General features: G+C 67.1%; 21 protein-coding genes. 11 read left to right on the top strand and 10 right to left on the bottom strand.

What is annotated here, in order from left to right; all coding sequences use genetic code 11:
- The first annotated feature begins 6 nt into the window (after positions 1-6).
- Positions 7-1,068 (top strand): beta-ketoacyl-ACP synthase 3, encoded by a 1,062-nt coding sequence (locus ACVT6V_RS12710; RefSeq protein ID WP_489900107.1) that lies wholly within the window; start codon positions 7-9, stop codon positions 1,066-1,068.
- Between the two features lie 360 nt (positions 1,069-1,428).
- On the opposite strand, the gene ACVT6V_RS12705 is transcribed toward ACVT6V_RS12710, so the two are convergent.
- The 3 genes from ACVT6V_RS12705 to ACVT6V_RS12695 form a co-directional block, all read right to left on the bottom strand.
- On the bottom strand, positions 1,429-3,024 hold the full coding sequence (locus ACVT6V_RS12705) for an IS1182 family transposase (protein ID WP_489900106.1): 1,596 nt from the start codon (positions 3,022-3,024) through the stop codon (positions 1,429-1,431).
- Between the two features lie 138 nt (positions 3,025-3,162).
- The gene (locus ACVT6V_RS12700) at positions 3,163-3,924 is read right to left on the bottom strand and encodes an ABC transporter permease (RefSeq protein WP_489900105.1); all 762 of its coding nucleotides are present in this window, start codon (positions 3,922-3,924) and stop codon (positions 3,163-3,165) included.
- Positions 3,921-4,940 carry an ATP-binding cassette domain-containing protein gene (locus tag ACVT6V_RS12695; protein WP_489900104.1) on the bottom strand — a complete coding sequence of 340 codons (1,020 nt, stop codon included), beginning with the start codon at positions 4,938-4,940 and terminating at the stop codon, positions 3,921-3,923. The genes ACVT6V_RS12700 and ACVT6V_RS12695 overlap by 4 nt, the downstream gene beginning before the upstream one ends.
- Before the next feature lie 204 nt (positions 4,941-5,144).
- Between ACVT6V_RS12695 and ACVT6V_RS12690 the strand changes: the two genes are divergently transcribed.
- The 4 genes from ACVT6V_RS12690 (at position 5,145) to ACVT6V_RS12675 (ending at position 9,441) form a co-directional block, all read left to right on the top strand.
- A complete protein-coding gene (locus ACVT6V_RS12690; RefSeq protein WP_489900103.1) occupies positions 5,145-5,813 on the top strand; it encodes a PadR family transcriptional regulator in 669 nt (222 codons plus the stop codon).
- Between the two features lie 51 nt (positions 5,814-5,864).
- The gene (locus ACVT6V_RS12685; RefSeq protein ID WP_489900102.1) at positions 5,865-6,881 is read left to right on the top strand and encodes a beta-ketoacyl-ACP synthase III; all 1,017 of its coding nucleotides are present in this window, start codon (positions 5,865-5,867) and stop codon (positions 6,879-6,881) included.
- Positions 6,882-7,037: 156 nt separating this feature from the next.
- A complete protein-coding gene (locus ACVT6V_RS12680; RefSeq protein ID WP_489900101.1) occupies positions 7,038-8,651 on the top strand; it encodes a peptide chain release factor 3 in 1,614 nt (537 codons plus the stop codon).
- A 40-nt stretch (positions 8,652-8,691) separates the two neighbouring features.
- The gene (locus ACVT6V_RS12675) at positions 8,692-9,441 is read left to right on the top strand and encodes a hypothetical protein (RefSeq protein WP_489900100.1); all 750 of its coding nucleotides are present in this window, start codon (positions 8,692-8,694) and stop codon (positions 9,439-9,441) included.
- Between the two features lie 10 nt (positions 9,442-9,451).
- On the opposite strand, the gene ACVT6V_RS12670 is transcribed toward ACVT6V_RS12675, so the two are convergent.
- Positions 9,452-10,456 (bottom strand): enoyl-CoA hydratase/isomerase family protein, encoded by a 1,005-nt coding sequence (locus ACVT6V_RS12670; RefSeq protein ID WP_489900099.1) that lies wholly within the window; start codon positions 10,454-10,456, stop codon positions 9,452-9,454.
- Positions 10,457-10,706: 250 nt separating this feature from the next.
- Here ACVT6V_RS12670 and ACVT6V_RS12665 point away from each other — a divergent pair, with 250 nt between their 5' ends.
- The 3 genes from ACVT6V_RS12665 (at position 10,707) to ACVT6V_RS12655 (ending at position 14,037) form a co-directional block, all read left to right on the top strand.
- Positions 10,707-12,251 carry an ABC-F family ATP-binding cassette domain-containing protein gene (locus ACVT6V_RS12665; protein ID WP_489900098.1) on the top strand — a complete coding sequence of 515 codons (1,545 nt, stop codon included), beginning with the start codon at positions 10,707-10,709 and terminating at the stop codon, positions 12,249-12,251.
- A gap of 51 nt (positions 12,252-12,302) precedes the next feature.
- Complete coding sequence (locus ACVT6V_RS12660; protein WP_489900097.1) at positions 12,303-13,037, top strand: alpha/beta fold hydrolase; 735 nt, start codon at positions 12,303-12,305, stop codon at positions 13,035-13,037.
- A gap of 166 nt (positions 13,038-13,203) precedes the next feature.
- Positions 13,204-14,037 (top strand): SGNH/GDSL hydrolase family protein, encoded by an 834-nt coding sequence (locus ACVT6V_RS12655; RefSeq protein WP_489900096.1) that lies wholly within the window; start codon positions 13,204-13,206, stop codon positions 14,035-14,037.
- A 98-nt stretch (positions 14,038-14,135) separates the two neighbouring features.
- Here the strand turns inward: ACVT6V_RS12655 and ACVT6V_RS12650 are convergent, their stop codons facing one another.
- Positions 14,136-15,962, bottom strand: a complete 1,827-nt coding sequence (locus ACVT6V_RS12650) for an ABC-F family ATP-binding cassette domain-containing protein (RefSeq protein WP_489900095.1) — start codon at positions 15,960-15,962, stop codon at positions 14,136-14,138.
- A gap of 218 nt (positions 15,963-16,180) precedes the next feature.
- Here ACVT6V_RS12650 and ACVT6V_RS12645 point away from each other — a divergent pair, with 218 nt between their 5' ends.
- Entirely contained in the window at positions 16,181-16,897 is a 717-nt protein-coding gene (locus ACVT6V_RS12645) for a glycoside hydrolase family 25 protein (RefSeq protein ID WP_489900094.1), read from the top strand.
- A 1-nt stretch (position 16,898) separates the two neighbouring features.
- Here the strand turns inward: ACVT6V_RS12645 and ACVT6V_RS12640 are convergent, their stop codons facing one another.
- The 5 genes from ACVT6V_RS12640 to ACVT6V_RS12620 form a co-directional block, all read right to left on the bottom strand.
- Positions 16,899-17,834, bottom strand: coding sequence for a 4-(cytidine 5'-diphospho)-2-C-methyl-D-erythritol kinase (locus ACVT6V_RS12640; RefSeq protein ID WP_489900093.1), 936 nt, complete (start codon positions 17,832-17,834; stop codon positions 16,899-16,901).
- Between the two features lie 119 nt (positions 17,835-17,953).
- Positions 17,954-18,841 carry a 16S rRNA (adenine(1518)-N(6)/adenine(1519)-N(6))-dimethyltransferase RsmA gene (gene rsmA, locus ACVT6V_RS12635; RefSeq protein ID WP_489900092.1) on the bottom strand — a complete coding sequence of 296 codons (888 nt, stop codon included), beginning with the start codon at positions 18,839-18,841 and terminating at the stop codon, positions 17,954-17,956.
- Entirely contained in the window at positions 18,805-19,926 is a 1,122-nt protein-coding gene (locus ACVT6V_RS12630) for a transglycosylase family protein (RefSeq protein ID WP_489900091.1), read from the bottom strand. The genes rsmA and ACVT6V_RS12630 overlap by 37 nt, the downstream gene beginning before the upstream one ends.
- 143 nt (positions 19,927-20,069) lie before the next feature.
- A complete protein-coding gene (locus tag ACVT6V_RS12625) occupies positions 20,070-20,948 on the bottom strand; it encodes a TatD family hydrolase (RefSeq protein WP_489900090.1) in 879 nt (292 codons plus the stop codon).
- Positions 20,945-21,787, bottom strand: coding sequence for a PhzF family phenazine biosynthesis protein (locus tag ACVT6V_RS12620; protein ID WP_489900089.1), 843 nt, complete (start codon positions 21,785-21,787; stop codon positions 20,945-20,947). The genes ACVT6V_RS12625 and ACVT6V_RS12620 overlap by 4 nt, the downstream gene beginning before the upstream one ends.
- A gap of 700 nt (positions 21,788-22,487) precedes the next feature.
- Here ACVT6V_RS12620 and ACVT6V_RS12615 point away from each other — a divergent pair.
- Both ACVT6V_RS12615 and ACVT6V_RS12610 read left to right on the top strand, forming a co-directional pair.
- Positions 22,488-23,198, top strand: a complete 711-nt coding sequence (locus tag ACVT6V_RS12615; protein WP_489900088.1) for an HAD family hydrolase — start codon at positions 22,488-22,490, stop codon at positions 23,196-23,198.
- The gene (locus tag ACVT6V_RS12610; RefSeq protein WP_489900087.1) at positions 23,195-25,546 is read left to right on the top strand and encodes a glycoside hydrolase family 65 protein; all 2,352 of its coding nucleotides are present in this window, start codon (positions 23,195-23,197) and stop codon (positions 25,544-25,546) included. Before ACVT6V_RS12615 ends, ACVT6V_RS12610 begins: the two co-directional genes overlap by 4 nt.
- Positions 25,547-25,571 lie beyond the last annotated feature (25 nt).

The raw sequence follows: 25,571 nt of genomic DNA, 5'->3' as shown, positions 1-25,571 counted from the left end.
GAACAAGTGGCGAAAATCGCGGCGAACACCGGCCACCAGAACGTGGCGATGCTGGGCATCGGGGCATACCGGCCGACGCGTCTGGTCAGCAACGACGAGGTGTGCCAGGTCCTCGACAGCACCGACGAGTGGATCTTCGAGCGCAGCGGCATCCGTAACCGCCGATGGATCAGCGGCGAGGAGACAGCCCGGTCGATGGCGGCCTCCGCCGCGGAACGCGCGATCCGGAACTCGGGAGTCGACCGGGAGAAGATCGGCGCGCTCATCCTCGCCACCAACAGCTGGAAGACCAAGATCCCGCACGGGGGTCCGATCGTGGCCTTCGACATCGGCCTCAACGGCATCCCGGCCTACGACGTCGCCGCCGGCTGCGGAGGATTCGGCTACGGCCTGGGAATTGCTGCCGACACAGTGCGCTCAGGGTCGGCCGAATACGTGCTCGTCGTCGGCGTGGAGACGATGTCGGTGGTGATGGAGCCGACCGATCGCAACACCGCATTCATCTTCGGCGACGGCGCCGGCGCGGTGGTCGTCGGGCCGAGCGAGGAGAACGGCATCTCGCCGACCGTCTGGGGCAGCGACGGCGAGAACGCCGAAGCCATCGGGCAGAACCTGGACATCCCTGCCTACATGGACCGCGCCGAGGAGTACCAGCACAAGGACCCGGAGACCGACCCGGTGGGCCGGATGTTCGTCACCATGCAGGGTCCGCGGGTGTTCCGCTGGGCGGCGATCACCCTGCCGAAAGCCTTGACGACGGTCCTGGAGACATCCGGGGTGGGGATCGGCGACATCGAGGTGTTCGTCCCCCATCAGGCCAACGCCCGCATCAACGAACTCATGAAGAAGAACCTCGGGCTTGCCGCCGACGTCCCGATGGCCAACGACATCGAGAACACCGGCAACACGTCGGCGGCCTCGATCCCGCTGGCCATGGAGGAGATGCTGGCCGCCGGCAAGGCCAAGGGCGGGCAGACCGCGCTGCTTCTCGGTTTCGGTGCGGGGCTCAGCTACGCCGGCGCCGTGGTCACGCTGCCGCCGGCGCCGGAGGAGACGAGTTTCGGGTAAACCACTCGGAGTCGACCCAACCGCCGGTCGGAGCAGCGGTGGCCCCCAGCGCCCACAAAGCCGCCCAACCGCCGGTCGAGCAACGGTGCAGCCTCCAAAGCCCACAGAGCCGCCCAACCGCCGGTCGAGTAGCGGTGCAGCCCCCAAAGCCCAAAACTGCCTGCTGATCGAGTAGGCGCCGAGCCCCTGGGCGAGGCTCCGTATCGAGATCACTTGGGGTGCAGATGGAACCGGGTCTCGATACGCGACTCGGCTAGGAGGCTGCTGAAGAAGTGGTCTGTGTGCGGCTGGCGCCGTCGGTGATGCTGGGTCTGTTGATCACGGGCGAGTGTTGTTCGGGGGTCTGCCCCCCGGGCGGTGTCAGGTGGTGGTCAGGGTCCAGGCGTTGTTGGTGGTGCTCAGTCCCAGGGTGATCAGGCGGCGCAGGTTGATCGCGGCGACGCGGTGGTGCAGCCAGTTGTTGTTCGCGGTGACTCCTCGGAACGGAGTGCGGCGGCTACCGCGGGTCAGCCAAGCGATCGAGCGTTCCACCATGGGCCGATTCTGCCGATACGATTGCTGAATCATGTTGTTGGTGAACTGTTTTCGGTGGTAACGGTGGAGCCGGTGGTGTTCACCGAGGTTGACGGAGCGGCCCTTGGCCGAGGTGGTGCACCGGGCCCGGAGCGCACACCCCGTGCAGGCCTGCCTGAAGGCGGCGCGATGGCTGGCGGTGACCGGCCGGGTCACACCGGCGGGGCAGGTCAGCGTGTTCGTGGCGGGGTCGTAGGAGAAGTCATCGATGACGAACCCGCCCGGGATTGCCGGGCGATACGGCCACGGTTTGAGCGCCACCTCCCAGGTCGTTTCGGCCAAGCTCGCCAACATCGCTCCGGTGGCATACGCCGAATCGCCGAGGACCTGCCCGCCCTGGGCCGGCGCGGTGGGATCGGTCGGTAACAACCGCGCCCCGACCGCCGCATCGGAATTGGCCGGGCCGCAGGCCTTGGTCAATTCCGTCGCCGTGATCAGCCCGGTGTCGGGTTCGACCACCACATGAGCTTTGAACCCGTCCTGGCGGCGTGACTGGGTCTTATGGGCGTGGCGGGCCTCAGGGTCGACCGTGGAGATCATCCGATCGGTGACGGTGCGCTCGGCGATGCGCCAGCGACCGTCGGTGCCATCGGAGCCCTCGGCCGGTTCCACGTCTTGGCCGGCGACCAACGCCAACAACGCCACCGCCTGCTTGTCGGCCTCGGTGCCGGCAGTCTCGATCCTCTCGCGATCAAGGCCGTCGAGCACGGCCAACGCGTCGCTGACCAACGCGCTGACCAGCTGATCTCGTGCCTGTTCATCATCCCAGGCGATCCGCGGCTTACCCGGCTGGTCATAACCGGCGCCAGTCACCGCCGCCAGCCGGGTCGCACGCTGTGCCACGACCGCGGCAGCGCCATCGACCTCGCGGGCCACCCGCCGCATCGCCGCGATCAGCTGGGTGACGGTGTCCTGGCGGGCCACCGCATCATCGAGGACCGTCGAGTCCAGGGCCCGACGATTCTTCCCGGCGAGCACCCCGGTTGCGGTGATGACCTCCCGCACCACCTCGAAAATGCGGTGTGGACGCTCACTGTTGGCCAGCCGCCGCCGCCAGTAGGTCAACGTCGACGGATGAAAACCTTTATCACCCAACACGAACCCACACGCAGCCTTCCACCGCAGATCGAAAGTGACCGCATCAGCAGCCTCCCGGTCTGACAAACCCTGCAACGTTTGCAGCACGATCACCGAAGCCATCGTTGCCGGCGGGATCGACGGACGACCCCTCCCACTCGGGAACAGATCCGCGAACATCTCCGCGGGAAACAACTGCTCACGATGGGCGGCCAGAAACGCGAACACACTGCCGTCGGCCAGCAAATGACCCACCACCGAGTTCACATCCAAAAACTCACCCTGGCGATCAAACTCACCCTGCATACCCACCAGGATCCCAGCCCAACAGACACAACCCGCCCACCACACGCCGAAAACCAACGCCGATTATTCAGCAGTCTCCTAGCGCCTCGTCGCTACTCGACCGGCAGTTGGGTTGACTCCGTCCGCCCGACCAGCCGCCTACGCGTTCTCCTTGCGGAACACCGCTGTCCCCCACCAGGTTCCGAGGGCGGCAAGGATGATCGCGGTGATCAGACCCCACGCGACCTGCGACGTCGCGATGTCGCCGACGAAGGTGTCGCGCACGGCGTCGACGACATAGCGGAACGGCATGAAGTCGCTCACCTTCTGCAGCCATTCCGGGCCGAGTGTCATCGGCAGGAGGATGCCCGACAGCAGCAGCACGGGCATCATCACCATGTTGATCACCGGTGCCATCACGTCCTCGCTCTTCGTGGTCAGCGCCAACGCGTTCGAGGCTGCCGCGCACGCCCCGCCCACCAGCAGGGTGATCAGGATTCCGACGACGATGCCGATGAAGGACCCGCGCAACCCCATCGCGACGCCGAGGAGAACCAGGATGACCGCCTGGACGAACAACTGCAGGACGTCACGCATGAGGCGTCCGGCGAGCAGTGACGTCCGGTTCGCCGGCGTGACCCGCTCGGCCTCGATGACACCCTCGCGCCACTCCCCGATCAGGCCGAAGCCGGCGAAGAACGCGCCGAACATGCCCAGCTGGACCAGCAGACCGGGCACCAGGAATGTGTAGGCGTTGTCCGCGGCGCCGGGAAACTGGCTGACGATCGGCTCCAGCAAGGGTCCGAACAGGACCAGGTAGAGCACCGGCTGCATGATGCCGATCAGGACCCACGCCGGGTTGCGCAGGTTCATCCGGATCTGGCGCCGGAAGACGATGTGACTCTCACGCAGAATGGTCATCGGGAGGCTCCTTCGGTCTGGAGTTCGCCCTGCGGCTGGGCTTCGGAGGGTGTCTCGTCCTGGGCGTCACGCAGGGAGCGCCCGGTCAGAGTGAGGAAGACGTCGTCGAGGGTCGGGCGGATGACCTCGATCGAGTCCAGCGACACACCGGACGAGTCGAGTTCACGCAGCAGCCCGGGCACCTCGCGACCGGCTCGGCGGACCCGACCACGCAGGTGACGCCCGTCGGTCTCCACGTCGGTCGCGATCGACCCGAGCTTCTCGGCGGACACCGCCACCAGCGCCTCGTCGGTGACCTCGAGGTCGACCAGATCTCCCGAGACCTGCGCCTTGAGGTTGTCCGCGGTGTCGGCGGCGACGATCCGGCCGTTGTCGATGATGAGGATGCGGTCGGAGAGTTCGTCGGCCTCGTCGAGGTAGTGGGTGGTCAAGAAGACCGTGGCGCCGCGTTCGGTTCGGAGTCGTCGGATGTGCTCCCACAGATTGGCGCGCGCCTGCGGGTCGAGACCTGTGGTCGGTTCGTCGAGGAACACCAGTGTGGGGTCGTGCACCAGCCCCATCACGATGTCGAGTCGGCGCTTCTGGCCGCCGGACATGTTCTTGGGCATGCGCTCCCAGAGGCCGTCGAGTTGCAGCTGGGAGAACAGCGCCTTGCCGCGCGCGGTGGCGTCGGCGCGCGACAGGCCATAGAGCATCCCGTGGTCGACGACCTCGTCACCGGCCTGTGCCTGGCTGAAGGTTCCGCCCGCCTGAGACACATACCCGATGCTGCGGCGCACCATCACCGACTCGGTGACGACGTCATAGCCGTTGACCGTCGCGGTGCCGGCAGTCGGCCGCAGCAGTGTCGTCAGCATGCGCAACGTCGTGGTCTTTCCCGCGCCGTTCGGTCCCAGGAAACCGACGACCTCACCCTCTTCGATGTCGAGATCGACACCGTCGACGGCGCGTACCTCGCGTTTCTGCTTGCCTCGGCCGGTATGGAATGTCTGCACCAGCCCACGTGCGTGGATCATGAGTTCCCCTCTCACGGCGTGTTCACGAACTAACTATTCAAGTTTGAATACCGACAAGTGTTCCACTCGTCTTGTCGGGAGTCAACGGACGAATCCGACGCCGACGACTCGCGTTGACTGACTCGCCTCACACCCAGGATTCATCGAATTGCGGTCAACCACGGTCCTGGTAAGCGCACCGATCACGACCTACCCTTCTCAGTCATGGCAGCGACGACCACCAGACTGTTACTGCTGGGTGCCGTCGCGCTGTTCGAACCGGTCAACGGCTACCAGATCCGCCGCGAGCTGATGTCGTGGCAGGTCGACCAATGGGCGAATGTGAACCCGGGATCGATCTACCACGGACTGAGCAGCCTGGTCTCGGGCGGACTCGCCATCCGCCACGATCTCACCGACGGCGCCCGCGACGTCGCGGTCTACGAATTGACCGACGCGGGCCGAGCAGAGTTCGATCGCCTCCTGACCGATGCCGTCGTCGAGGTCAACGTGTTCGACCGCCGCGATTTCCACGCGGCGTTCGGGATGTTGCCGATGCTTGACGGGACCCGCGCGACCGAACTGCTCCAGCAGCGTTACGACACTCTGTCGGCGGTCGTCTCGGAGTTCCCCACCGACAGCGCACCGGCGGACCTCCCGTACGTTCCGCCGCATGCCCTGCGGGGCATGCAACTGTGGGGAGCCGAGGCACGCGCTGAACTGAACTGGCTGGCCGACGTGCTCGCCGACCTGCGATCAGGCCGCCTCGACCTCGAGAACGCAGACTGGACCCCGCCCGCCGACGACCCCGGCCACCAGATGACCGCCGATCGCGAACGATATCGAGCGATGATCGAGGACATCGGTGCAAACCGGGAGGCTACTTCCCAGTAGGCGCCGGATATGAGACCGTCTATGGCGGGTCGCATAGTGAAAGGGACACTCATGGCTGTCATCGCGGATACTGCCGGGATCAACAACATCGGCATGCTCGGTATCGGCGCCTATCGGCCCGAGCGGATCGTCACCAACGACGAGATCTGCGAGCAGATCGAATCGTCCGATGAGTGGATCTACACGCGGACCGGCATCAAGACCCGGCGATTCGCCCGGCGCGACGAGAGCGTCATGGAGATGTCGGTGAACGCGGGACGAAAAGCCATCGCCAACGCCCTGCTGTCCGGCTCGGACATCGACGCAGTGATCCTGGCCACCAACACCCATCTCCTGCTGACCCCTGCCGGTGCGGTCAAGGTGGCCACCGAACTGGGCGCCAACGGCGTCCCCGCGTTCGACATCACGGTCGGCTGCGCCGGATTCGGCTACGGGATGGCCGTCGCCTCGGACATGATCCGTGGCGGCAGCGCCACCCACGTACTGGTCATCGGCGCCGAGCAACTGTCGGTCACGATGGACATGACCGATCGAACCAACTGCTTCATCTTCGGCGACGGTGCGGGCGCGGTCGTCGTCGGACCGACCGAGGACCAGCAGCTCGGGCCGGTCATCTGGGGCAGCGACGGCTCCCAGTTCAATGCGATCCGCCAGGACATCGACTGGGTCACCTTCCTCGACAGCGACCGCACCCAGCGACCCTATCTGCGCATGGAGGGCACCGCCGTGTTCCGCTGGGCCGCATTCGAAATGGGCAAGGTCGCCCAACGCGCCCTCGACGCCGCCAAGGTCGGCTCGGAGGAACTCGACGTCTTCGTCCCGCATCAGGCGAACTCGCGGATCAACGACCTGCTTGCCAAGAACCTGAAGCTGCGCGAAGGCGCGGTGGTCGCCAACGACATCGAACACACGGGCAACACCTCGGCCGCGTCGATCCCGTTGGCCATGGAGGACCTGCTGTCCACCGGGCGCGCCAAGCCCGGCGACACCGCCCTGCTGCTCGGCTACGGCGCCGGCCTGAGCTACGCGTCGCAGGTCGTCAAGATGCCGCCCGTTCCGTTCGAGTAGGCCCGGTTCCCCACCCCGCGCTTCCACCGATCATTCACGCGCGCAGCTGCACGCGCGAATGGTCGGTGGCCGAGCGATAACCGAGCGCGTCCGATATCGACCACGGTCGTCCGATGAGTTTTGCCCACGCGACGGGCCGACCGGTAGCCTCGTCGGGTGAGTTCTGATGCTGCCACCCTGTCCCGCGAGGTGAAGCGGCGTCGTACCTTCGCGATCATCAGCCATCCCGACGCCGGTAAGTCGACGATGACCGAGGCGCTGGCGCTGCACGCCCGCATGATCAGCGAGGCCGGCGCGATCCACGGCAAGGCGGGCCGGAAGTCCACCGTCTCCGACTGGATGGAGATGGAGAAGGCCCGCGGCATCTCGGTCAGCTCGACGGCACTGCAGTTCAACTATTCGTCCGACAACGCCGACACCGACGTTCCCAACGTCATCAACCTCGTCGACACCCCCGGCCACGCCGATTTCTCCGAGGACACCTACCGGGTACTCACCGCGGTCGACGCCGCCGTCATGCTCATCGACGCCGCCAAAGGCCTCGAGCCGCAGACCCTGAAGCTGTTCCAGGTCTGTCGTCACCGCGGCATCCCGGTCATCACGGTGATCAACAAGTGGGACCGGCCGGGTCAGACGCCGCTCGAACTCATCGACGAGATCAGCGAACGCATCGGACTGGTCCCGACGCCGCTCTACTTCCCGGTCGGCATCGCCGGTGATTTCCGCGGCCTTCTCGATCGCCGGACCGGACAGTACGTCCACTTCACCCGTACCGCAGGCGGTGCCAAGGTGGCGCCGGAGGAGATCATGGACGGCGAGTCCGCCGCCGCGCGCGAGGGCGACGAGTGGACTGCGGCACTCGAAGAGAGCGAACTGCTCAGCGAGATGGGGCAGGACCACGATCAGGAGCTGTTCCTGGCCGGGCAGACCTCCCCGATGATCTTCGCCTCGGCGATGCTGAATTTCGGTGTGCGCCAACTCCTCGAGACCCTCGTCGAACTGGCCCCACCACCGGCCGGGCGCGACGACGTCGACGGCACCGTCCGCGAGGTCACCGACCCGTTCAGCGCGGTGGTGTTCAAGGTCCAGGCTGGTATGGACACCAGCCACCGCGACCGGCTCGCGTACATGCGAATCGTCTCGGGCGAGTTCGAGCGGGGCATGGTCGTCACACACGCCCAAACCGGAAAACCCTTCGCCACCAAGTACGCCCAGGCTGTCTTCGGTCGCGATCGCTCCACCGTCGACCGCGCCTACCCCGGTGACGTCGTCGGCCTGGTCAACGCGATGGCACTGGCACCCGGCGACACCCTCTTCGTCGAGTCGAAGGTCCAGTACCCGCCGATCCCGTCGTTTGCGCCGGAACACTTCTCGGCGATCCGCGTGACCACCGCCGACAAGTACAAGCAGTTTCGCAAGGCCATGGAACAACTCGACAGCGAAGGCGTCGTGCAGGTGCTGCGCAACGAACTGCGCGGGGACGCCTCCCCGGTCCTCGCCGCCGTCGGACCGATGCAGTTCGAAGTCGTCACGGCCCGCATGAAGTCCGAGTTCAACGTGGACACCGTCATCGAGCCGCTCGGATACGCCCTGGCCCGGCGCACCGACCCCGACAGCGCCGTCGAACTCGGCCGCCAACGCGGCGTCGAGGTCTTCACACGGACCGACGGAGCTGTACTCGCGTTGTTCAGCGACAAATGGCGGCTTCAGTACGTCCAGAAGGAACATCCCGACCTCACGCTCGAACCCCTTGTCGCAACAGCGGATTGAGAGGCGTGCGGCCAGATCGGCGCAACTTCTCGTCGGGTCGATGGTCGCGGTTGCGGCTCTGATCGTGCTGTCGGCGTGTGGCTCTCCGGACACGACGGCCCCCTCGACATCCTCGACGTCGACCTCGGTGCCGGCCACCGCATCGGCCCGTCTCGACGCCGCCCGATGTCGCGAAGAGCCATCCCGCGGCCGCATCGACCGTGCCGGACACGACCTCGAATTCCGTTCCGGAACGCTGTATGTCGCCATGTCCGGGACCGTGCAGACGGCCGACGGCCCCGACCGAACCGCATCGGCTCGCGACGCCGACGTCGCCTGCTACGGCTTCAGCCGATGGGGCAACCCTGACCCGGAGGTACCTCCGGACAGTTTGTTGTTCGTGTTCAAGGGTCCGGGCACCGATGGCGCACAGGTCGAGTTCCTGGTCGGCGACCTCACGGGCGGGGTGTTGCCGCCCATCGGCGATGTCCGCCCGAAGGTGGGGCCGCTCACCGGGCCGATCAACGCCGCCGTCGGGATCTCTGTCGCCGGCACGTACTACCACTCGCCGACCTGTGCGCTGTCGATCAGATCGATGTCCGCGCAACGCGCTTCCGCGACATTCACCTGTCCGACGGCGCCACGCTCCGATGCCGATCCGTTCGCCCCTGACGACGATGTCTCCTACGACGTCGACGAGTCGACCCCGTCGAGCGGATCCCCATCCCCCGCAGTGGGGTCCGCGCCGTCGGCGACGGCGTCCGCACCGTCGGCCGTGACGTTGTCGGGCTGGTTCGAACTGAGCCCCTGAACTGTCGTTGTCAGGCGACTCCGACGATCCGGGCGACCACCTCGGGGTCGACGTCGTCGATGGACACGGGGTCGAACCGCGGCTCGCGGTCCTTGTCCACCAACACTGCCCGCACCCCTTCGGCGAAGTCGTTGGTCGCCGTGATCCGCTCCGCCGCATACAGTTCACGGTCAAAGCATTCGTCGAGCATCGATCGCGCGCCTGCCTCGATCATGGCTGCGGTGACCCAGAGACTGGTCGGCGACGCCTGCTCGATGAGCTCGATCATCTGTGCCGCCCACTCGTCACCGACGGCGCCGCGCAGACCGCCGAGGATGGCCGAGGGGTTCTCGTCCGCGAAGTACTCGCCGACCTTGCGCAGCGGTATCGCGGACGTTGGACGATCCCGATGATCGCCGAGAACCTCCACCATCGGTGCACCGGCACGCAGGCGCTCCGCGACCCCGCCGATCTGCCGGGAATCGACGAAGTGCGTGGCCATGCCGATCTCCACGGCATCCGCACCACGGATGCGAGCACCCGTCAGGCCCAACCACATCCCCACTCCGTCGGGCAGCCGCGGAAGGAAGTAGGTGGAGCCGATGTCGGGGAAGAACCCGATCGCCGTCTCCGGCATGGCGATCATGGCCTTCTCGCTGACGATCCGGACCTCGCCGTGCACACTGATCCCCAAGCCGCCGCCCATGGCCGCACCGTCGATCACGGCGACATACGGCTTCGGGTAGTCGGCAACCAGTTGATCGAGCCGGTATTCACTCGCGAAGTAGCGGCTGACCGCCGCGTGATCGCCGGCCAGGGCGTACTCCCGGATGGCCCGGATGTCGCCGCCGGCGCAGAACGCGCGATCGCTCGCCGACGTCACCAGCACGGTGTCGATCGTGTCGTCGTCCCCCCACTCCGAGAGCACGCGATACATGTCGTCGATCATGATCTGATCCAGGGCGTTGAGAGCTTTCGGCCGGTCGAGAACGATCTCACCGACACCGTTGGCAACCGAGGTGCGAATGAACGACATGCGGCCACGTTAGCGCCTCGCCGGGTCGCCGCGGACCCTCGGCCGCGAAGCTTCGGCCACGCACCGTCGGCCCCCGGTATCGACGGAAAGGGATTGGCACATTCGACGGACTGCGCTACCGTGGTGGGGTCGTCGGCGATGCCGACTCCGTCGAATAAAGGGGAATGCCCGCATCATGAACATCTGAGGTTGGTCCCAAGCCGTCCCGTGCGCCATTGCGCCGACGCCACCCACCCTCAGGAGTCAGTTCATGTCCATGTCCCCATCTGCCCGTCCGGCACCGTCGATCACGCTGTCGCACCTCACGTTCGCGTGGCCCGACGGCACCCCGGTCGTCGACCATGTCTCCCAGACCATCTCGGACGGGATCTACGCCCTGGTCGGCGCCAATGGCGCCGGGAAGACCACCCTCCTGAGGCTCATCGCGGGTGACCTCAGACCCCGATCCGGCAGCGTCGGTGTCCGCGGCGACGTCGCCCTGGTGGCGCAACATCCCTACGACGATGGTGACGTCACGGTGGCCGAGGCACTCGGGATCGGCGAGATACGCGCCGCCATCACACGGATCGAGAACGGTTCGCTCGACGAGAACGACTTCGCGGTCGTCGGCGACGACTGGGACATCGAGGACCGGGCGATCGGCCAGCTGTCCGCACTCGCCCTGCCCACGGATCTCGATCGTCGTATCGACAGTTTGTCGGGTGGTGAGGCGACACTGCTCGCAATCGTGGCCCAGCTGCTCCGGCGACCGGCGGTACTACTCCTCGACGAACCGACCAACAACCTCGATACCGGCTCGCGTACAAGGTTGTTCGACGTCATTGCCCGGTTCGGCGGCACCGTCGTGGTGGTGAGCCACGACCTCGAGTTGCTCGAGCGCGTCGACGCCACCCTCGAGTTGTATCGCGGTGACATCCGTCTGTTCGGCGGGCCGTATTCGCTCTACCGCGCGACTCTCGAGGCCGAGCAGGAGAGCGCCGAGGCCTCGGTCGCGGCCGCCGCCAACGATCTCCGCAAGCAGCGGCGCGAGATGGTGGAGGCACAGATCAAACTCGATCGTCGCGCGCGGACGGCGGCGACCGCGGAGCGCGAGAAGCGGGTTCCGAAAATTCTCGCCCACGCACGCCGCAATGCCGCACAGGTGTCGGCCGGCAAACTGCGCACCGCACACCGCGACGATGTGACAACGGCATCCGCGCGACTCGACGCGGCCCGCGAGGACGTCCGCGACGACCGAACCGCCCGCATCTCGATGCCGGCGGTCGAACTCGCCACCCGCGCACAGGTGATCGACGACGACAGGTTGCGAATCGACGGCCCGGAACGCGTCGCATTGATCGGCGGCAACGGATCCGGCAAGACCACGCTGCTCACGACCCTCATGTCCGCGGGCCGGGTGGTGGTGCCGTATGCGTATGTTCCCCAGCGGATCACGTTCCACGACGATCAGATGTCGATCGCGGAGGCGGTGATCCACGCCCATCCCGAGGTTCCGGTCCAGGATGTGCGAGCGCACCTGGCGCGCTTCCTGTTCCGCGGAGCTCGCGCCGATCGGGTCCTGCGCGAGCTGTCGGGTGGTGAACGACTTCGGACCGCGATGGCCATCGCACTGATCGCCGACCCGGCCCCGAAGCTCCTCATCCTCGACGAGCCGACGAACAATCTCGACATCGTCACCACCGAGGAACTCGTCGCCGCGCTGTCCGAGTGGACCGGCGCGCTCCTCGTGGTGTCGCACGATCGCGGCTTCCTCGACCGCATCGGGATCGACCGGACCGTCGACATGTCGGGATAGTTCACCGGGAGTTCGGCGATTCGGTCACCTCGGGTGGGATACTGGCGCCCGATGAGCACAGCGCGCGAAGTGTTGCCGGTCCCTGTCGTCCTCGTCCATGGACTCCGGGTCAGTGGAGCTTCCCTACACCGCATCGCCGCCGGAATCCCGGGCCGAGAGGTACGGACCCCCGACCTTCCCGGCCACGGCACCCGCGCGGACGAGACCTTCACGATGGACGGCGCGGTCCAGGCAACCCTCGACGCCGTGCGTGAGGTCGGCGAACCGGCGGTGGTCGCGGGCATGTCCCTCGGTGGTTACGTCGCGATGGCCCTGGCCGGTCGCCATCCCGAGGCGGTGTCCGGACTCGTGGTGATGTGTGCGACCGCGCAGCCGAGCAGACTACTGGCGGCCCCGTTCCGGCTGTTCGGGACCGCGACCAGTGTCCTGCCCCGGCAAGCGGCCTCGATCAGCAAAGGTCTGACGCGCCTGGCCGTGGGACAGCGGGTCGCGCACGACATGGAGGCAGGCGGGCTCGCGCTGCACTCGATTCGCGATGTGGTCGGCGAACTGTCGAGGTTCGACGCGCTCGACGAGATCGCCCGGTATCCCGGACCCGTCGAGTTCCTCAACGGCGGTTGGGATCAGTTCCGCATCCATGAGCAGCGATTTCTCGGTCTGTCGCCGAACTCCGAACTCCGCGTGCTGCCCCACGCCACCCACTTGTTCCCGCTGATCCAGCCCACCCGAACCGCCGAGCTCATCGACGATTTCGCGGTCCGATGCAACGATCTTCGACGGGTGTGAGTCGCGTCGCGAGGGCGCTCACTGCGAGGCACGGGTGTGTTCTCCCCTACAATCCTGTGGACGCGGGGTTGACCCGCGGGTAGTCGCGTCGTGAGGGGTTGCGGTGGGTCCGCGAGAGGTACGGGGTGGCCGGGGTGCCGTCCTACTGATGGTGACGATGGTCGCGATGACCGTCGTGGGTGCCGTCACAGCACCAACTGCGCACGCTGCGCCCGCATCGTCGCCGGTGCGCTACACCGGTGGGGTCTACGTCGCGATGGGTGATTCCCGAGCGTCCGGCGGTTTCTTCACCCCGACGCCCGACTACTTCCTCGGCTGCAAGAGGTCCGCTTTCAACTATCCGGCGATCGTGGCGGCCATGACGCTGCCGCGACGCTTCGTGGACACCTCCTGCGCCGGAGCGCAGGCACCGAACCTGTACCGCGCCGGACAGCGGACGGCGGCGGGTGTGAAGCCGCCCCAGCTACGGCTCGTACCGTCCGACGCCCAGGTGATCACCGTGAGTATCGGCGGCAACGACATGCGGTGGGGAGCGATCGTCTCACACTGCAACACCGCACCGTTCACCGATCGGTTCTGCCGCTCCGATCGGCGCCTCGCCGCCGAGGTCCGCTGGCGTGTCGCCCGGATGGAGAACCGGGTGACGCCGGCGCTGCGTGCGATTCGCGCCAGAGCCCCACGCGCCCAGATCATCGTGGTGGGCATCGGCGGCTTCATGGGCGCCCACGGATGCTGGCCGATGGTCCCGATCAGTGACCCCGACGTCCGGTGGATGAATCGCGTCTTCGACCGCGCCGGTGATGCGCTGCGCCGGGCGACGGCCAAGGTGAACGGCACGTTCATCGACGCCAATCGCCGTTCGGCAGGCCATGATCCGTGCAACCTGATCAACCCGTGGTATGAAAGCGCACTCTCGCGGACGATCGCCTATCCGTATCACATCAATCAGGCCGGCGCCGTTGCGATCGCCACGATGGTGAACGCCGCGATCCGGCGCTGACCACGCGCGTATCGGGTGCTACTGGTGCTTCTGGTGCATCCGGCGCATCCGGCGCATCGGGCGCATCGGGCGCATCGGGCGCATCGGGCGCCGAAGGATCACTCGACGCGCTCGGCTGCCTCCAACCATTCCGTCTCGGCCGTCTCCTTGGCGTCGACGACCTCCTTGAGCTCGGCGTGAAGCTTCATCAGCTTGTCGGGTTCCGTTGCCGCTTCGACCAATTCGGCGTGCAGGCGCTCCTCCCGGGTGCTCAGCTGCGCGATCTGACGCTCGAGCCGATTCATCACCTTGCGCGCCTCCCGGTGTTCGGACGCACTCACCGCCGGACGTGAATCCGTGGGGGCATCGGTGCCACCCGATTGCGCGGCCGTCGAACGGCCCACCGTCGAGGCCGAAGCGTTTGCCGAGCCACGGATCTCGCGGCGGCGTTGCAGGTACTGGTCGATCCCGCCCGGCAGGTTGGTCAGCCTGCCGTCGCCGAACAGCGCCCATGTGCTGTCGCAGATCCGCTCGATCAGGTAGCGGTCGTGACTGATCACGACGAGTGTGCCGGCCCAGTTGTCGAGCAGATCCTCCACCTGCTGCAACGTGTCGATGTCGAGGTCGTTGGTCGGCTCGTCGAGGAGCAGCACGTTGGGTTCGGCCATCAACACCCGGGTCATCTGCAGTCGTCGGCGCTCCCCGCCGGAGAGGTCGCCGACGGGTGTGCGCTGCCGGGCCGGCGTGAAGCCCAGACGCTCGGCGAGCTGAGCGGCAGACAACTCCTTGTCCCCCACCATGATTCGTGTGGCCACAGCCTCGACGGCGTCGAGCACCCGCTGGTCTTCGTCGAGGTCGTCGAGTTCCTGGCGCAGCCACCCGATCGAGACGGTCGTGCCCTCTTTGCGACGGCCCGGCGAGACGTCGACGGTGCCGGCGAGGGCACGCAGCAAGGTCGTCTTACCCGAACCGTTGACGCCGACGAGACCGATGCGTTCACCTGGTGCGAGTCGCCAGGTGAGGTCGTCGAGCAGAGTGTCCCCGGCCGGGGTGGTGATGTGTGCGTCCTCGAGTTCGATGACGACCCGGCCCAATCGGCGTTTCGCGAACGCCGACAGCGTGACCGAGTCCCGCGGTGGCGGGACGTCGGCGATCAGGCGTTCGGCCGCCTCGATCCGGTAGCGCGGTTTGGACGTCCGGGCCGGGGGGCCACGGCGCAGCCAGGCGAGTTCCTTGCGGGCCAGGTTACGTCGGCGCTCCTCGGCGGCATCGGACAGGCGGGACCGCTCCGCACGCGCAAACATCCAGTCGTTGTAGCCGCCCTCGTATTCGTCGACGCGGCCCGAATGTACTTCCCAGGTGCGGGTGGCGACGGTGTCGAGGAACCATCGGTCGTGAGTGACCACGACGAGGGCGCTGCGTCGGGAGACGAGATGCTCGGCCAGCCACTGCACCCCCTCGACGTCGAGGTGGTTGGTCGGTTCGTCGAGGATCAGCAGATCCGCCTCCGACACGAGCGCGGTCGCCAGTCCGACCCGACGGCGCTGCCCGCCCGACAGTTCGTCGACCCGCGCGTCGAGCAGGCCGTCGATGCCGATGCCGTTCAGGATGCCGCGGATTCGCGGGTCGCCGGCCCATTCGTGTGCAGCGACCTCGGGGCCGCCGACGACGACCTCGGCGACGGTCGCGCCGACCGGGAGTTCGCCGCGCTGGGTGACCGTCGCGACCCGGATGTCTCCGGCATGCGATATGCGCCCACCGTCGGGCTCGGTGATGCCGCCCAGAATCTCCAGCAGCGTCGTCTTGCCACCGCCGTTGAGGCCCACCACACCGATGCGCTGACCTTCGTGAACACCCAGGGACACCGATTCCAGCAACGGCTTGATGCCGTAACTCTTGCTGATGCGGTCGGCGTTGATCAGCGCGACCGGATTCGATGGTGCCACTCGGTAGACCCTAGCGCCTCGGCATCGGCACCCACGAACGGGCGACGTCGGACAGCGCCCCAGAGAAAGGCCAGCGCCGCCGTCGACATCATGTCAGCGGCCGCGTTGCCGAGGGCGCATTTCTGGGCTTCCTGCCTGATATCGCTCGCTCGGCGAATGACCTGCGTGGACACCGCCGATCCCCTAGCGTGGGTCGAGTGATCCTTCGTCGAGTGATCATGACCACAGCCATCGCGACCACCGTCGGACTCATCCCGGCGATGGCATCGGCACCCGCCCCCGCGGCCCCGCAGGTGGGACCCGACGTCTCCAGCCATCAGCACCCCGGCGGTGCGTCGATCAACTGGTTCGCCGTGCGTGCCGCGGGCCAACAGCTGGCGATGGTGAAGGCGACCGAGTCCACCTGGTACGTCAATCCGTACTTCGTCCCGGACAGTCTCGCGATGCGGGCCGCCGGCCTCATCCGCGGCACCTATCACTACGCGGACCCGAGCCGTTCGGCCGCGCAACAGGCCATCTTCTACGCGACCGTGGTGCTCGGCCAGAACGGCATCCTCGACCTGCCACCCGTCCTCGATCTCGAGCATTCCGGCGGTCTCGGTCCACGAGCTCTGGCGGCATGGGTGCGGGAGTTCTTCGCGGTCCTCGAACCGCTGACCGGCCGCAAGACCATCCTGTACACCTACCCGCAATTCTGGAACACCGCGATGGGCGCTACGCGTGAGTTCGCCGACCATCCGCTGTGGATCGCGTCCTACAACGGCCGCGGTGCCCCGCAGATGCCGCGCGGCGGCTGGCGGACCTGGACGTTTTGGCAGTTCACCAGTTCCGGCTGGTTGCCGGGCGTGCCCACGCGGGTGGATCTGAGCCGGTACAACGGCTCGATCGCGGCGTTGCGCGCCTACGGCAACGCCATCAACGTCTTCGGCAGCTGACTCACTCCGTCATCACACGGGCACCGGGCACCGGACCGCTCGCCGTCCGCACCGCCCGGGCCACGCCGGCACCCGACAACTCCGCCGCGACGTTGACCGCCGACGTCTCGTCGGCACAGAGGAACGCGCAGGTCGGCCCGGAGCCGGACACAATCCCGTTGAGTGCCCCGGCGTCGATACCCGCTCGCAGCGTCCGGCGCAGCGTCGGCTGCAGGCTCAGTGCGGCCGGCTGAAGATCGTTGTGCAACAGCGGCGCGACGACCCGCGGATCACCCGAGGTGAGCGCCGACATGAGGGCGTCCGGTCGTTCGGTGACGATCTCGGTGTCGGGCCGGTTCTCCCGCAACCGGTCCAGTTCGCGATAGACGGCCGGTGTGGACAATCCGGACCGGGACATCGCCAGCACCCAGTGGAACTCGCCGCGCGCCAGGATCGGCATGAGCTTCTCACCACGACCGGTGCCCAATGCCGTTCCTCCGTGCAGGGCGAACGGAACGTCGCTGCCCAGACCGGCGGCGATCTCGGACAACTCGGTGCGGTCCATGTCGAGGCCCCAGAGATTGACGGCGCCGACCAGGGCGCCGGCAGCGTCCGCGCTCCCACCCGCCATTCCTCCGGCCACCGGTATGCGCTTGGTGACATCGATGGCGACCCTCGGCGGTCGGCCGCCGCGCAGCGCCACCTCCTTGACCGCACGCACCGCGAGATTCGAGTCGTCGGCGGGAACCTCGGCGGCCCCTTCGCCCTGTGTGGCGATGTGCAGTTCGGTGGAACGACTCAGCCGCACGTCATCGCACAACGACAACGCCTGGAAGACCGTCACCAGGTCGTGATAGCCGTCGCCGCGGAGCGGGCCCACACCGAGGTACAGGTTGACCTTGGCCGGGACCCGCACGGTGACTGCGTCGGACACCACCGACAACGACGTTCGAGACACAGGAATTCAGCGTAATCGACGCACGATGAATGCTCTGACCGTGCCGACCGGCGAGGTTGGCGTGTGGTCCGCCGACCGGACCCGACGGCAGAGGTCTCGGCCCCCGCCAGTGCGCTCGGCTACTCCACTGTCGCGAGCCGGACGAAGGCGTCGACGTCGAGGCGTTCACCACGCACACCGGGGTCGATGCCGGCGGCGCGTAGGCGGCGTTCGGCCTCGGCGGCGCCTCCGGCCCAGGAGGCCAGGGCCGACCGCATGGTCTTGCGGCGCTGCGCGAACGCCGCATCGATCACCGCGAAGACCTTCGCGCGCAACACGGGGTCGTTCGGGTAGGTGTCGGTGCGATCGACCCGCACCAGTCCGGACTCGACTTTCGGCTCGGGCCAGAACACATTGCGCCCGACCGCACCGGCGCGCCGAACCGCACCGTGGTAGCGCGCCTTCACGCTCGGGACGCCGTAGACGCGGCTACCGGGACCGGCGGCGAGACGGTCGGCCACCTCCGCCTGCACCATCACCAAAGCGGTTGCGATACTGGGGAGTTCGCCGAGCAGATGAAGGAGGACGGGCACTGCGACGTTGTACGGCAGATTCGCGACGAGCGCGGTCGGCGCCGTGGGAAGATCGTCGCGTCGCACCGACATCGCGTCGGCGGTGACCACCTCGAAGGAGGCCGCCTGGCCCGGCGCGAAGTCGGCGACGGTCTGTGGGAGCCGCCCGGCGAGCACGGGATCGATCTCGACGGCGATCACCCGTCCAGCGGTGCCGAGAAGGGCCAGGGTCAGCGAACCGAGCCCTGGGCCGACCTCGAGCACGACATCATCAGGCCCGACGCCCGACTCGGCGACGATACGGCGCACGGTGTTGGCGTCGTGCACGAAATTCTGGCCGAGCGTTTTCGTCGGCCGTACGCCGAGTTCGTCGGCGAGTTGACGGATCTGCGCGGGCCCGAGGAGCCGCGGCGCGTCGCTCAGCGCAGGCCCAGCTTCGACGAGCAGGACGGCCATGCGCCCCACCCCTGAGCCGCCTGGGTCTTCTTGGCGATCGCGATCTGCTCCTCGCGGCTGGCCAGGTCGGGACGCGGCGCGTACTCCAGGCCGCCCCACCGGGCCCAGGTGTTCTGATCGAACTGGACGCCGCCGTAGAAGCCGTTGCCGGTGTTGATGGCCCAGTTCCCGGTCGCCTCACACTGCGCGAGCTGGTCCCACACGGAGCCGTCCGGCACGAACGGCGCACCTGCCTTGGTACCGACCTTGACGGTGGCGGCGATCGGTTCGGTGAGCACCTCGGAGTCGAGCTTGTCGCGCTTGACGACCTTGCCGTTGACCATGGTGATCGAATAGGTGACCTTGGCCTCACCCGGCTTACCCGGCTTTACCACGACCTTGCGGTCGCGCACCAGCGTCGGATCCTTCTGCTCGATCTCCGGCGGCGCGACGTCTTCGGTGACGGTGCTGTCCATGGAGCGGATACGGGTCACCGTGATCTTCATGTTCTCGCTCACCGGGGTGTCGGCGGCCGGGGTCACCTTGTCGTCGCCGCCGAGGGGCTTGCCACTCTCGGCGAGCAGTTCACCGACCGTCTTGGCCGCGAGCACCGGACGGTAGGTCGTCACACCGTCGGTGAGGACCACACGCTTGGGTGTCGCGACATCCACGACGGCGCCGTCGACGGGCAGAGCCTTCGTCTTCGGGAAGTTGGTGTCGCTCGCACTGTCGGTCAGTCCGCGTTCGGCGAGGAACTGCTGGAGGTCTGTCGCGGTGGTCTTGACCACCTGGCGTCGACCGTCGACGTCGAGAGTCACCTCTTTGAGTCGGTTGAACGTGATCGTCTGCCCATCTCCGACACCCGCGTGCAGCGGCGGCGACACCTGGTCGCCGGATTCGGGGTCGAAGCCCTGCGAGCGGAGCACGGAGTCGACCGACAACGCCATGGTGGAGACGTGGTGGACCTGGCCGTCCACGTCGACCTTGACGTCCTTGTGGACGACGACGCCCATGATGCCGCCCGCGGTGAGGGTGGCCAGCACGGCGCCGACGGCGACGCGAGCGCGCGTGGACTGCGACTGGTTGATGCGAGCGAGAACAGACAAAGATCTACATCCTGATCGGGGACACGGGCCTCCGCACTGCGACAACAAGCGACCCCTGAGCCCCCCGGACTACACAGCCCAATCTGGCCGGAATCGCTGCCCCCACGGCAGCGGGATCACAATACGATAACGAACAGGGATGATTACTGCAAAGGCAGCTGATACGCGCGTCGCGCATTGGCCCCGAGAATGCGGGCCATCGCCACGTCGTCGATACCGCGCACCTCCGCCAATGCCCGGGCGGTGTACGGCAGGCAGTATGACTGATTTGGCTGGCCACGATAGGGATGCGGCGTCAAGAACGGCGCGTCGGTCTCCACCAGGATCTGCTCGTCCGGCACGATCTCGGCAGCCGCCCGCAATTCTGCCGCGTTCGCGAAGCTGACCGTGCCCGCGAAGCTCAACAGATAGCCCCGCTCGATACATTCGCGTGCAACGTTTTGGTCACCGGAAAAGCAGTGCATGATCACGGTCTCCGGCGCCGTCTGGGCAGCCAGGATGTCGAGCAGATCACGGTCGGCCTCGCGATTGTGGATCATCAGCGGCTTGCCGACCCGCTTCGCCAGGTCGATATGCCAGCGGAACGCCTCGGCCTGCACCTCGGGGCTCGCGCAGGATTCGGACTTGCCGGGCCAGTAGTAGTCCAGGCCGGTCTCTCCCACAGCGACCACGCGCGGATCGGTGACCATCTGTTCGAGTTCGGCCTTGGCGGCGTCGTCGAGGTCGCCGGCATGCATGGGGTGCAGCGCCACCGCGGCAAACGCGCGCTGATCCCACCGCGCCGCGTCGACCGCCCAGCGTGCGTCGACCATGTCGTCCGCGACCGTGACGACCTGATCGACGCCCACACGTGCCGCGTGATCGAGGATGTCGCGGACCGATTCGGGATCCCGCCCACCACAGGCGGCGAGATGCGTGTGGGAGTCGACCAGACCGGCCAGCGGCGTCGGGTCCGGCGGCGGCTCCCGACGACGACGCTTGCGCGCGGCCTTGTTGCTCTCGGTCTCCGCTGTCTGACTCACAGCACCACTGTGCCAGCGACGACCGTGACCGTCGCACCCCCCACCCAGATGTCGGTGCCGTCGTCGACGACGTGAACCCGCCCCGATCGGCCGAGTGCGGTGCCCTGCGCGGCGACGTACGACGCGGGCGCGAGTCCTTCCTCGCGGAGCCAGACGGCGATCCCCGCATTGAGGCTGCCGGTGACCGGGTCCTCGGCCACCCCGAGACCGGGCGCGAACGCGCGGACCTCGAATGCGACGTCGGGCTCGCCCGGCAGGCCGCCGTCGTAGGCGCCGATCAGTCCCACCTCGTAGGTGCCGAGCGCCGCCATATCGGGTTGGACCTCCACCACCCGATGGCCCGATGCCAACCTCAGCACCATCCAGTCGGGCCCGTTGGCGACCCATTCGGCCGCGGAGACCTCGTCGGTCGTCAGCCCGAGCGCCCCGACGACCTCACGCACGACCGCTTCATCGACCGCCCCGGATCGAATCCGCGGCGGGGCCGCGAACGCCAGCCGCTCGCCCTCGGACCGGAGCGGCACCAGCCCGACGCCGCACTCCTGGACGATCCGCTCCCCCTTGGGCGACCCCCCGGCCGCCAGCCACGCGTGTGCCGAACCCAGGGTCGGATGTCCGGCGAAGGGCAATTCCGCCGACGGGGTGAAGATCCGCAGACGGTAGTCGGCGTCGGGATGCGTCGGAGGCAGCACGAAGGTCGTCTCCGAGAGGTTCGTCCAGCGGGCGAATGCCGCCATCTGCGCATCATCGAGGCCTTCGGAGTCGATGATGACGGCCACCGGATTTCCGGCGACCGGGATGGAGGAGAAGACGTCCACTTGTGCGAATCGGCGAGTCATCGGTCCATCTTCTCCGGAGACCTTCGAGCGGCCAATCCAATTTCCACACGGCGCCACCGAATCCTGTTCCAGGTGCGACATCGGAAATCTGGTACTGTGCGTTCTCAGTTGACAGCGGGATCACAGTCACGGTCGGGGTGACTGTGCACCGACGACGTCGGCATGTCGGACCGGCGCGGCAACGCATACGCGGTATCTCGAAGTTGTCTGGGCCACAAAGAATCAGGCACCGACCCGCCGATGCCGCGACGGGTCGGCCTCGGCGGGGCATGGCAGCGGCGAGGGTCGGATGCGGAAATGTCGGTGACGCAGACTGTTTCGACGCCGTCGACGGCGTCGTCACATGGCCCGATCGTGGCGTGACCTGGACGACGGGCTCGCCCCCCGCGCGGTTGAGGACTCCGTGCTCCACCGGCCTCGCGCCCCTTCGCGACCCCCGCGCTGGGACCCGAGGCGGTCGCCGGCCTTCCACGCCTGATCGAAATCCTGAACTCCGGTGACACCGCTGCGATCCGCGATGAGGTGCACGCCGGTTCACCGAGAAACGTGATCGCCCGCTCGCACAACAGGAGTGGATCAGGTTCCGGAAGCACGATGCCGGCGTCACCGATGATCGACCGCACCGGCGCCGACGCGGCAGGCTCCTGTCAATCCCGCGCACGCCGCGCCAGCCGCCCTCCGGACAGGTAGCGTTCCCCCTGTGTTGGGTTTGCCAGATGCCATATCGGTCGCACTCTTCGATCTCGACGGCGTGTTGACGTCCACCGCGGTCCTGCATCGCCATGCGTGGAAAGAGGCATTCGACTCCTTCCTCTCCCAGCGGGATCCCGAGGGCTTCACCCCGTTCACCGAGCAGGACTACCTCGACTACGTCGACGGTCGTCCCCGCGACGACGGGGTTCGCGCATTCCTCCACTCGCGCCGGATCGATGACGTGTCCGAGCAGACGATGGCCGCCATCGGAGACGGAAAGAACAAACAGTTCGTGTCGACCCTGGAAGCCGGGGGTGTGGATCCCTACCCTGGTTCGGTGCGGTACCTGGAGGCCGCCCGCGAAGCCGGCCTGCGCATCGCGGTCGTGACGTCGTCGAAGAATGGAGCAGCCGTGTTGGACGCCGCCGACCTCACGAAATTCGTGGAGGTGAGGGTTGATGGTCTCGACATCGTCGCCAAGGGCTTGCGTGGCAAGCCCGCGCCCGACTCGTTTCTGTTGGGCGCCGAGCTGATGGGTGTGGAACCGGCGCAGGCAGCGGTCTTCGAGGACGCCATCTCCGGTGTCGAGGCGGCGGTCGCCGGGAAGTTCGGCTACGTCGTCGCCATCGATCGGGTCGGCGGCGGACAGGCTGCCGCCATGGCCGCCGCAGGCGCCGACCGCGTCGTCAACGATCTCGACGAGCTGGTGTCCGCATGAGCCCGGGCGCGGTGGAACACGGTTTCGACATCCACCCCTGGCAGCTGCGTTGGCGCGGACTCGATGTCGACATGCTCGGGCGCACCGAGACGCTGTTCGCCCTCTCCAACGGGCACATCGGGCTGCGGGGCACCTTCGAAGAGGGTGAGCCGGTCGATCATCCCGGGACCTATCTGAACGGCTTCTACGAACTGCGCGGTCTGCCCTACGCCGAAAGTGGCTACGGTTACCCCGAATCCGGCCAGACCGTGGTGAACGTCACCGACGGCAAGATCATCCGGCTGCTCGTCGAGGACGAGCCGATGGATCTGCGGTACGGCCGCACCGTGGAACACGAACGAACCCTGGACTTCCGGACCGGGACACTGCGGCGTCACACGCTGTGGACCTCGCCGACGGGCCGGACCGTCCGGATCCGCTCCGAGCGTCTGGTGTCGTTCACCAAACGCACGATCGCGGCGATCCACTACGAGGTCGAACCGATCGGCGAGGACATGAAACTGGTCCTGCAGTCCGATCTGCTGGCCAACGAACCGGTGCCCGCACCGGGGAACGACCCCCGTCTGGCCGCAGCCCTGGACCAGCCGCTGGTCTCCGACCTCGCCGCGTGCCGCAACTATTGGGGCATGCTCGTCCACCACACCAAGCAGTCGGGTCTGCACGTGGCGGCCGGGATGGACCACGAGATCGAGTTCCCCGACAAGGCCGATGCGTTCATCCGCGCCGACGCCGACCTGGCCCGACTCACCGTCGCCGCGAATGTGCCGGTCGGCAAGAAGCTCACGCTGACCAAGTACATGGGCTATGGATGGTCGGCACGCCGCTCGGTGCCCGCCCTACGCGCCCAGGTCGACGCGGCCCTGGCCATGGCCATGGAAACCGGCTGGGAGGCACTGAAAGCCGACCAGATCAGCTATCTGGAAGACTTCTGGCGCGATGCCGACGTCGAACTCGACGGCGATCCGGAGCTGCAACAGGCGCTGCGCTTCGCCCTGTTCCACGTGCTGCAGGCCGGCGCCCGAGGGCAGTCACGGGCAATCCCGGCAAAGGGACTGACCGGCCCGGGATACGACGGCCACACCTTCTGGGACACGGAGAGTTTCATCCTCCCGATGCTCACCTACACCGTGCCCGCGGCGGCCGGTGAAGAACTCCGGTGGCGGCACGCCACGATGGACAAGGCGAAGAGCCGCGCCGCCGAACTCGGGCAGCGCGGGGCGATGTTCCCGTGGCGCTCCATCAACGGCGACGAGTGTTCGGGCTACTGGCCCGCCGGCACGGCCGGGGTGCACGTGAGCGCCGACATCGCGAACGCCACGGCCCGATATCTGCGGGCCACGAACGACGAACAATTCGAGACCGAATGCGGCCTCGAGCTGCTCGTCGAGACGGCACGGCTGTTCGCCGGCCTCGGCCACCACGATGTCAACGGCAAGTTCCGCATCGACGGCGTCACCGGCCCCGACGAGTACACCGCCGTGGTGAACAACAACGTCTTCACCAATCTCGCAGCGCAACAGAACCTTCGGGATGCGGTGGCGGCGGTACACCGCCGTCCCGATGTGGCGCGTGAACTCGGGGTGACGGATGCGGAGGCCGCGCACTGGGAGTCCTGTGCCGACGACATGTCCATCCCGTACGACGACGCGCTCGGGGTGCATCAGCAATGTGAGTCGTTCACCTTGCTCGGCGCCTGGGACTTCGAGTCCTCCGTGGGCCGGTACCCACTGCTGCTGAACTATCCGTATTACGACCTGTACCGCAAACAGGTGGTCAAGCAGGCCGACCTCGTCTTCGCGATGTACATGTTCGGCGATGCATTCACACCCGAGCAGAAGCTGCGCAATTTCGACTACTACTACCCGCTCACGGTGCGCGACTCGTCGCTCTCGGCGTGCTGCGAGGCGGTCGTCGCCGCCGAGGTCGGCTACCTCGACCTGTCATATGACCTGATGTGTGAGTCGGTGTTCACCGACCTGCACGATCTGCACAACAATGTCTCGAGCGGACTGCACATCGCCGCACTGGCGGGCGCATGGACCGACTGCGTGGCCGGGTTCGGTGGAATGCGCGACTTCGGCGGGAAGATCACCTTTGCGCCGCGGCTGCCGAACCGACTGACCTACCTGTCCTTCCGGATGGCTGTCGGCGACGCCAAGATCGTGGTGGCGATCGACCGGTCGAGTGCCACCTATCGCCTGCTGTCGGGCCCGGGAATCGACCTCGCCCACCATGGCGAGAAGTTCCACCTGGACTCGACCCCGGTGACCAAGGAGATCCCCGAGTTGGTCAAGCGTGAGGCGCCGAAGGCGCCGCCGGGATGCGAGCCGTATCGCCGCTTCGACTGAGCATGCCGAACACGGGTGTGCAATC

The sequence above is a fragment of the Gordonia sp. LMA167 genome (assembly GCF_058130025.1).
Note: the sequence above shows the minus strand (reverse complement) of the source record. Positions and strands in the feature narration are given on the sequence as shown.